This window comes from Rhizobium sp. 01T417 (assembly GCF_056398905.1).
This window is the reverse complement of sequence record NZ_JBFTQH010000028.1, coordinates 65,676-73,390: the sequence shown is the minus strand read 5'-3', so window position 1 is coordinate 73,390 and position 7,715 is coordinate 65,676. Positions and strand designations below refer to the sequence as shown.

General features: G+C 62.5%; 8 protein-coding genes. 1 reads left to right on the top strand and 7 read right to left on the bottom strand.

Annotation, left to right across the window (positions count from 1 at the left end; genetic code table 11):
• Positions 1 to 156 precede the first annotated feature (156 nt).
• The 6 genes from AC1DPR_RS23315 to AC1DPR_RS23290 form a co-directional block, all read right to left on the bottom strand.
• Positions 157 to 1,407, bottom strand: coding sequence for a class I SAM-dependent RNA methyltransferase (locus AC1DPR_RS23315; RefSeq protein WP_113471806.1), 1,251 nt, complete (start codon positions 1,405 to 1,407; stop codon positions 157 to 159).
• Positions 1,404 to 2,150 carry a TlyA family RNA methyltransferase gene (locus tag AC1DPR_RS23310; RefSeq protein ID WP_018858965.1) on the bottom strand — a complete coding sequence of 249 codons (747 nt, stop codon included), beginning with the start codon at positions 2,148 to 2,150 and terminating at the stop codon, positions 1,404 to 1,406. The genes AC1DPR_RS23315 and AC1DPR_RS23310 overlap by 4 nt, the downstream gene beginning before the upstream one ends.
• 165 nt (positions 2,151 to 2,315) lie before the next feature.
• On the bottom strand, positions 2,316 to 4,238 hold the full coding sequence (gene dxs, locus AC1DPR_RS23305; protein WP_018858967.1) for a 1-deoxy-D-xylulose-5-phosphate synthase: 1,923 nt from the start codon (positions 4,236 to 4,238) through the stop codon (positions 2,316 to 2,318).
• Between the two features lie 106 nt (positions 4,239 to 4,344).
• Positions 4,345 to 5,268 carry a pirin family protein gene (locus AC1DPR_RS23300; protein WP_018858968.1) on the bottom strand — a complete coding sequence of 308 codons (924 nt, stop codon included), beginning with the start codon at positions 5,266 to 5,268 and terminating at the stop codon, positions 4,345 to 4,347.
• A 123-nt stretch (positions 5,269 to 5,391) separates the two neighbouring features.
• Complete coding sequence (locus AC1DPR_RS23295) at positions 5,392 to 5,643, bottom strand: exodeoxyribonuclease VII small subunit (RefSeq protein WP_018858969.1); 252 nt, start codon at positions 5,641 to 5,643, stop codon at positions 5,392 to 5,394.
• Positions 5,644 to 5,645: 2 nt separating this feature from the next.
• Positions 5,646 to 6,581: a histone deacetylase family protein gene (locus AC1DPR_RS23290; protein WP_018858970.1), complete on the bottom strand. Its 936-nt coding sequence runs from the start codon at positions 6,579 to 6,581 to the stop codon at positions 5,646 to 5,648.
• Between the two features lie 160 nt (positions 6,582 to 6,741).
• On the opposite strand from AC1DPR_RS23290, the gene AC1DPR_RS23285 reads away from it, so the two are divergent.
• The gene (locus AC1DPR_RS23285) at positions 6,742 to 7,137 is read left to right on the top strand and encodes an acyl-CoA thioesterase (protein ID WP_018858971.1); all 396 of its coding nucleotides are present in this window, start codon (positions 6,742 to 6,744) and stop codon (positions 7,135 to 7,137) included.
• Here the strand turns inward: AC1DPR_RS23285 and AC1DPR_RS23280 are convergent.
• Positions 7,134 to 7,697, bottom strand: a complete 564-nt coding sequence (locus AC1DPR_RS23280; RefSeq protein ID WP_018858972.1) for a biotin transporter BioY — start codon at positions 7,695 to 7,697, stop codon at positions 7,134 to 7,136. The two genes, AC1DPR_RS23285 and AC1DPR_RS23280, sit on opposite strands and share 4 nt — an antisense overlap.
• Positions 7,698 to 7,715: the final 18 nt, after the last annotated feature.

Sequence of the window (7,715 nt, the reverse complement as noted above, 5' to 3'; positions counted from 1 at the left end):
TCAACGCCGTTCTCACCATCAGATGGGCCGACCAACTCGGAATGCCCAGACTCGCATAACCTCAATCCCTCGAACCGCCCGGTGCGGACCCGCATGCCGGGTGGTGTGGCAGGGGAGCGATCAAATATGATCGCCCCCTATGCCGATTTCGCGCCGCTACTTCTCCAGCGTCGCCACGACCTCGACGTGCGATGTCCACAGGAACTGGTCGATCGGGGTCACACCGGTGATGCGATAGCCACCCTCGACGAGCAGGGCGAGATCCCGGGCGAGCGTCACCGGATTGCAGCTGACGGCGGCGATTTTCTTGACCGTCGAGCGCGCCAGTTCCTTGCACTGAAACTCGGCGCCGGCGCGCGGCGGATCGAAGACCACGGCGTCGTAGACCTTCAGCTCGGATGTCATCAGCGGCCGGCGGAAGAGGTCTCGCCTTTCGACGCTGACCGGCTTCAGACCCTGCGTGTTGCGAGCAGCGTGATCGAGCGCCGCCAGCGGCTTGTCCTCGCTCTCGACCGCATGAACCCGGCCGACGCGGGCAAGGCGAAGCGAGAAGGTGCCGGCGCCTGCGAAAAGATCGGCGATGCGTTTCGCCTTGCCGACATGCGCCAGAACCAATTCCGCCATTGCGTCTTCCGCCTGCTTGGTCGCCTGCGTAAAGCTGCCGGGCGGCGGAACGACATTGACGCCGCCGAAATCGACGATCGGCTTCGATGGTTCGACGAGGATTTCGTCGTTGAGCGAGACGCGGGCGATGCCGCGAAGGGAAAGCACCGTCTCGATCGCCTTGCGGCGCTGCTGATCCGAGAGTTTCTTGATGCCGTCGACCGCGAGATCAAGACCCGACAGGGTCTCCAACACGGTGATGCGGAACGCTTCGGCGCTATTGGCAAGTGCTGCACCAATCGCCTCGATCGCCGGCAGCCTGGCCATGATGCCCGCCGACGAGATGGGACATTCCTCGATGGCGACGATGTGGTGGCTTTCGGCCTGATTGAAGCCGATAAGCATGTCCTTCTCGGTCCGCCGTGCGGCGAAGACGACACGCCGCCGTTCGCCGGGATGAGCGACGACGAGGTCGGCAACGTCAGCCGTCAGTCCCTTCGATTTCAGCGCGTCGACGACAAGCTGACGCTTGAAGCTGCGATAGGCAGGATCGTTCATGTGCTGGAGGCTGCAGCCGCCGCAGGTGCCGTTCACTCCGTCCGGTCCGAAATGCCGGCAAGGAGGAGCCTGGCGATCGGCCGATGGATCGGAGATCGACATCACCGTGCCGTGGTTCTTGACGCGCGCGATGGCGACGGTTTCGCCGGGCAGGGTGAAGGGCACATAGACCGGCCCGCCATCCGCGTGCACGATGCCATCGCCCTGGGCGCCCAGCTTTTCGATCGTAACAGTTTGCGTGCTCACGGTTTTGTCCCTGCGAGTAGAAATTCCTGATTACCGTCGCCGCCGGCAATGGGTGAGGGGATGAGGCCAAGGCTCTTCCAGCCCATATCCTCGACGAACCAGCGCTCGAGTTCGGCCGCGACATCGGGCGCCGATGACGGGTCCTTGAGAAGCCCCCCCTTGCCGATCGCCTCGCGCCCGGCCTCGAACTGCGGCTTGACGAGGAGAGCCGCGCAAGCCCCAGCTTCCGCGATCTCAAGAGCAGGGGCAAGCGCCAGCTTCAGCGAGATGAAGGAGACGTCCGACACGATAAAGGTGAGCGGATGGCCGATATTCTCCGCCGTCAGGTTGCGGGCGTTGAGGCCTTCGATGTTCGTCACGCGGGGATCACTAGAGATGCGCGGATGCATCTGGCCATGGCCGACGTCGATCGCGGTGACATGGGTTGCCCCTTGGGCCAGCAGCACTTCGGTGAAGCCACCGGTTGATGCGCCGACATCGAGACAGTGATGTCCTGACGGGTCGAGCTTGAAGTGATCGAGCGCTGCGGCGAGCTTCAGCGCCGCACGGGACACATAGTCCTGCGCCGGATCGTCGATTTCGATTGGGGCATCCTCGCCAAACAGCGCACCTGCTTTCGTCACGATCTTGCCTCCGACCTTCACGGTGCCGCGTTGCACCGCATCCCGCGCTCGGGAACGGCTGGCGAAAAGACCAAGGCTGACGAGTAACTGGTCGAGGCGTTGTGTGTTTTGATCGGACATCGGCTGTCCATGACCGGCAAAGCCGTTAGTTGCAAGCCTTTTGTTGGAGAGGCGTCGCTGGCAGCCGGATGGCAGCGGTTCATCGACACTTCCGTCGGCCTTTCGCCAAACAAAAAAGACGGCCCCGTCTCCAGGGCCGTCTTCATCTAACGCGATGAGATTGAACTATCCGGCAGCGCCGACGCCAAATGCGGCGGGCCGGCCAAGCGCCTTGAACACGGTCGAAACGATGCCCGCGCGATCGAGGCCGGCATGGGCGTTCATGACTTCCGGCTTTGCCTGTTCCACCCAGATATCGGGCATGACAAGCGAGCGGATCTTCAGGCCATTGTCGAGCAGGCCGTCCATGGCCAGGAACTGCATGACTTGGCTGCCGAAGCCGCCGACCGCTCCCTCTTCGACGGTGATCAGGATTTCGTGGTGGCGTGCCAACTGGCGGATCAGATCATGATCCAGCGGCTTGGCGAATCGCGCATCGGCAACCGTCGTCGAAAGCCCGGCTGCGTCAAGGTCCTCGGCAGCAAGCAGACAGTCAGCGAGGCGGGTGCCGAACGAGAGCAGCGCCACTTTCGCGCCTTCCTTGACGACGCGGCCCTTGCCGATCTGCAGGATTTCACCACGGACGGGCATTTCTATGCCGACGCCTTCGCCGCGCGGATATCGGAAGGAGATCGGACCGGCATCATAGGCTGCCGCCGTTCGCACCATATGCTTCAGCTCAGCCTCATCGGCGGCCGCCATCACCACGAAGCCGGGGAGGGTGGCGAGGAACGTCGTATCGAACGAGCCTGCATGCGTCGGGCCGTCGGCGCCGACGAAACCGGCGCGATCGATCGGGAAGCGAACCGGAAGGCCCTGGATCGCGACGTCGTGCACCACCTGGTCATAGGCGCGCTGCAGGAACGTCGAGTAAAGCGCGGCAAACGGCTTGAAGCCCTCGGCGGCTAGACCGGCGGCAAATGTCACCGCATGCTGCTCGGCAATCCCTACATCGAAACATCGCGACGGGAAGACGCTTGCGAGCTTGTCGAGGCCAGTCCCGTTCGGCATGGCGGCGGTAATGCCGACGATCTTGTCGTCGTGCTCCGCTTCCTGCACCAGCGCTTCGGCGAATACGCTCGTGTAGCTCGGCGCATTCGGCTTCACCTTCGCCTGCGCGCCGGTGATGACGTCGAACTTGTTGACGCCGTGATACTTGTCGGCTGCCGCCTCGGCGGGCGCGTAGCCCTTGCCCTTCTGCGTCACCACATGGATCAGCACGGGGCCGTTGGCATTGTCGCGCACATTGCGCAACACCGGCAGCAGGTGCTCGAACGAGTGACCGTCGATCGGCCCGATATGATAGAAACCCATCTCCTCGAACATTGTCCCCCCGGTCACATAGCCCCGGGCATGCTCCACGGCGCGAGTGATGGCGCGGTCGACATTCTTGCCGAGATAGGCCGTCAGCTTCTTGCCGAAATCGCGGAAGCCCATGTAGGTGCGGCCGGAAGCAAGGCGCGCGAGATAGGCGCTCATCGCGCCGGTCGGCGGCGCAATCGACATGTCGTTGTCGTTGAGGATGACGATCAGGCGGGCGTCGAGCGCGCCAGCATTGTTCAATGCTTCGTAGGCCATGCCGGCCGACAACGCGCCGTCGCCGATCACGGCAATCACCCGGCGGTCGGTCTTGTCGAGGTCGGAGGCAACCGCCATGCCGAGGCCGGCGGAGATGGACGTGGAGGAGTGGGCAGCACCGAAGGGATCGTATTCGCTTTCCGCGCGGCGCGTGAAACCGGAGAGGCCGCCTTCTTGGCGCAACGTCCGGATACGGTCACGGCGACCGGTGAGGATCTTGTGCGGATAGCACTGGTGCCCGACGTCGAAGATCAGCCGATCTTCAGGCGTGTTGAAGACGCTGTGGATCGCAATCGTCAGTTCCACCACGCCGAGTCCTGCACCGAGATGACCGCCGGTGCGCGACACCGCATCGATCATTTCATCGCGAACCTCGCGCGCAAGCTGCGGCAGGTCGCGATCGTCAAGCTTTCGGAGGTCGGCCGGATAGGGAACCTTATCCAGCAGCGGCGTCTTCGGCGATTGTGTCACGGGCGGGCGCTCTTTCTTGTCTTTCTTGGGCAGGATGCCTTTAAGCCATAAATTGCGGTGAAAAAAGTCGATTTCAAGAATGGCCGAAACTCCTTTCTAAAGGAGATCAGCCTTCCGGCAAAGGTATGAATTCTTCTTCGTCCCCCGGTACGATGTCGAACTTGCCGGTCCGCCACTCTTCCTTGGCCTTTTCGATGCGCTCTTTCGACGAGGAAACGAAGTTCCACCAGATATACCGCTTCGAGTTCAGCGCCGCTCCGCCGAACAGCATCAGGTGACAGCCCTCTCTGCCAGCTTCGAGAGTGATCGCATCGCCGGGGCGGAAGACGAGCAGCTGATCGGCTGCAAACCTATCGCCCGATATCACGACTTCGCCTGACAGTACGTATGCCGCCCGCTCCTCGTGTCCCGCCGCGAAGGGAAACTTCACACCCGGTTCAAGGCTGATATCGGCATAGAGCGTGTCGGAAAACACCTTCACCGGTGAAGACATCCCCTCGAACGATCCGATGACGACACGCCCGCGCACGCCGCGTTCGTCGATCACAGGCATGTCGCTCTTTTCGGTATGCGCAAAGGAGGGATCGATCTCCTCCCTGTCATCCGGCAGTGCGAGCCAGGTCTGCAGGCCCGACATCAGCAGCGGATGGCCGCGCAAATTATCGGGCGTGCGCTCCGAATGGACGATGCCGCGCCCTGCCGTCATCAGGTTGATGTCCCCGGGGCGAATGACCTTCTCGGTGCCGAGGCTGTCCCGATGCCGGATCTCGCCGTCGAAGAGATAGGTCACCGTCGAAAGCCCGATATGCGGATGCGGCCGCACATCCAGCGCCTCGTTCGGCTTCAGGATCGCCGGCCCCATGCGGTCGAAGAAGATGAACGGCCCGACCAGCCGCCGCTGCCGCGTCGGCAGCGCTCGCCGCACCTCGAAGCCGCCAATATCGCTGGTGCGGGGGATTATGAGGTTCTCGATCGCATCGCAGGCGAAAGCATCGCCGGGCAGGGGATCTTTACCGGGGAAAAAGGACATCAAAGCGTCTCCGATGAGCGTTGTGCCTAGGCTAGACCGATTACCGATGGCGGACTAGGAAAACTTGATCGCCAGGAGGCGACGCTCTGTTCATCACGACGACGATTTCGGCAAAACTCTTGCTTATGCCCCGTCCAGCGGCTCGACGCCCTGCGGCCTGCCAGATCGGTCAAGGCGGATCTTTTCGATGCGGTTTTCGGCGGCCGAAAGCAGCGTTTCGCAGTGCTTCTTCAGCGCTTCGCCGCGCTCGTAGATCTCGATGGATTCGTCCAGCGCCACGTCGCCGCGTTCCAGCCGGGCCACGATGCTTTCGAGCTCGGCAACCGCCTTCTCGAAGGAAAGACCGGAAACGTCCGGCTTGGCGCTGTCAGTCATACTCAACCCTTCATCATTCTAAGAATATGCAGGCCAGCCGACTCGGCGAGGCCTTCGAGATCATAGCCGCCTTCCAGCAGGCTGACGACCCGGTTTGCGGCACTTTTGTCGGCGACCTCGAGCAACCGCCCGGTTGCCCAGTCGAAATCCTCGCCGACGAGATTGATCTGCGCCAAGGGATCGCGGTGATGCGCATCGAAGCCGGCGGAGATGATGATCAGGTCTGGGCGAAAATCAACGAGCGCAGGCAACACCCGTGATTTGAACGCTTCGCGGAAGTGATCGCTGCCGACATTCGGAGACAGCGGCGCGTTGACGATGGTACCGTGCTTGCCGCTTTCCTCCTTCGCGCCGGTGCCGGGGTAAAGCGGCATCTGGTGCGTCGAGCAGAAGAGCACGGAGGGATCGTCCCAGAAGATGTCCTGCGTGCCGTTGCCGTGATGCACGTCCCAGTCGACGATCGCCACACGCTCCGCACCGTGCGCTTTCTGGGCATGGCGGGCGGCGATCGCGGCATTGTTGAAGAAGCAGAAGCCCATTGCCGTTGATTTTTCGGCATGATGGCCCGGCGGGCGGGCCGCAACGAAGACGTTATCGGCCTTGCCGGTAAACACATCATCGACCGCGGCCATCGCGCCGCCGATCCCCGTCAGTGCCGCTTCGAAGCTCTTTCGGCTGGCGTAAGTATCGGCCTCGAGCTGATTGATCTCGCCATCCTCTTCGGGCACCTGGCGCAGCACTGACAGCAGGTGCTCTTCGGGATGGGCGAGCAGAACGGCTTCTTCGGCGGCCTGCGGTGCGCGCTTGCGGTCAAGACCTGCGAAGTTCGGATGTTCCAGCGCCACGTTGATCGCCCGCAGACGGTCGGACCGTTCGGGATGGCCGGCGGGCGTGACGTGTTCCAGGAAGATCGGGTGCTCGTAAAGGCGGGTGCTCATGGTGTCACTCTATCTTTCCGTCCCGTCATGATCCACAGCAGATGGGGCTCGGCGCGGCAATTTCAACAACCGCGCGCCTTGGTCATGGGGCCAGTCCTGCGTTTACTTCGTCCGGCCCCGCGGCTAGTCTTTAGGGAGGGGAGAATTGGCAGAAAGATCAATGAACGAGGTCACGCGTACCGTTGAGATGAATGTGCCGTTCCGCGACGTCGACATGAACGGCCAGGTTTTCTTGGGCTCCTACATTTCCTATGCCGAGTCGGTGCTGGCGACCTTCTGGTCGTCGAGGCCGCAACTGGCGAATGAGCCGCTTTATATCGCCAGCAAGGTGACCTGTATCCTCCATCGGCCGCTGCATTACGATGAGCGGGTCGTGTTCACGGCGTCGGTCGACAAGATCGGCATGCGTTCGGTCGGCTTCATCATTTCGGCCGATATCGGCGACGAGCGCTCCGCCGAGGTCGAAATTATCTGGCAGGCGCGCTCGCGCGACGATCGTTCGCCAGTCCCGCTTCCCGAAGACACGCGTGACTGGCTTTATGGTTTCGTCGATTAGCTGCGCACCGGCAGGAGGGGATAGCCGACCATGACCGCGCGGCCGACAAGTGCCGCAACGAAGGCCTTGACGACGTCGCCGGGGATAAATGCCATTGAGCCGAGGAACGCCTTGGAGAGGCCAAGCTGGGCGGCGAACGCCAGATAGACGATGCCGCAGGCGTAGAGAACCACGATGCCGCCGATCATCGCGGCGAAGAAGAAGCCGACCGTCTGCACCAACGCAGACTGTTCGGATTTGACCAGCCGTTCGCTGAGATAACCGGTGACGAAGGCTGCCAGCACCCAGCCGATGAGAAAGCCGGTGGTCGGTGCGGCAAAGGCAGCAAGTCCGCCACGACCGCCGGAAAGCACAGGAAGGCCGATCGCGACAAGCACGAGAACGATCAGGACCGCGATCGTGCCGCGGCGCGCGCCGAGCACGACACCCGCCATCATGACGCCGAGCGACTGCGCCGTAATCGGCACCGGTATGAAGCCGAGCGTGATCGGCGGCAGAATGCCGAGCGCGACGATGATGGCCGCAAAGAGGGCGGAGAGAACGAGGTCGCGAGTGCTCATGCAGGGCTCCTGTTAGCG

Coding starts and splice junctions, on each gene's coding strand:
- AC1DPR_RS23295 (WP_018858969.1), bottom strand. CDS start 5,643: ATGACTGACAGCGCCAAGCCGGACGTTTCCGGTCTTTCCTTCGAGAAG.
- AC1DPR_RS23300 (WP_018858968.1), bottom strand. CDS start 5,268: ATGTCCTTTTTCCCCGGTAAAGATCCCCTGCCCGGCGATGCTTTCGCC.
- AC1DPR_RS23280 (WP_018858972.1), bottom strand. CDS start 7,697: ATGAGCACTCGCGACCTCGTTCTCTCCGCCCTCTTTGCGGCCATCATC.
- AC1DPR_RS23290 (WP_018858970.1), bottom strand. CDS start 6,581: ATGAGCACCCGCCTTTACGAGCACCCGATCTTCCTGGAACACGTCACG.
- AC1DPR_RS23310 (WP_018858965.1), bottom strand. CDS start 2,150: ATGTCCGATCAAAACACACAACGCCTCGACCAGTTACTCGTCAGCCTT.
- AC1DPR_RS23285 (WP_018858971.1), top strand. CDS start 6,742: ATGAACGAGGTCACGCGTACCGTTGAGATGAATGTGCCGTTCCGCGAC.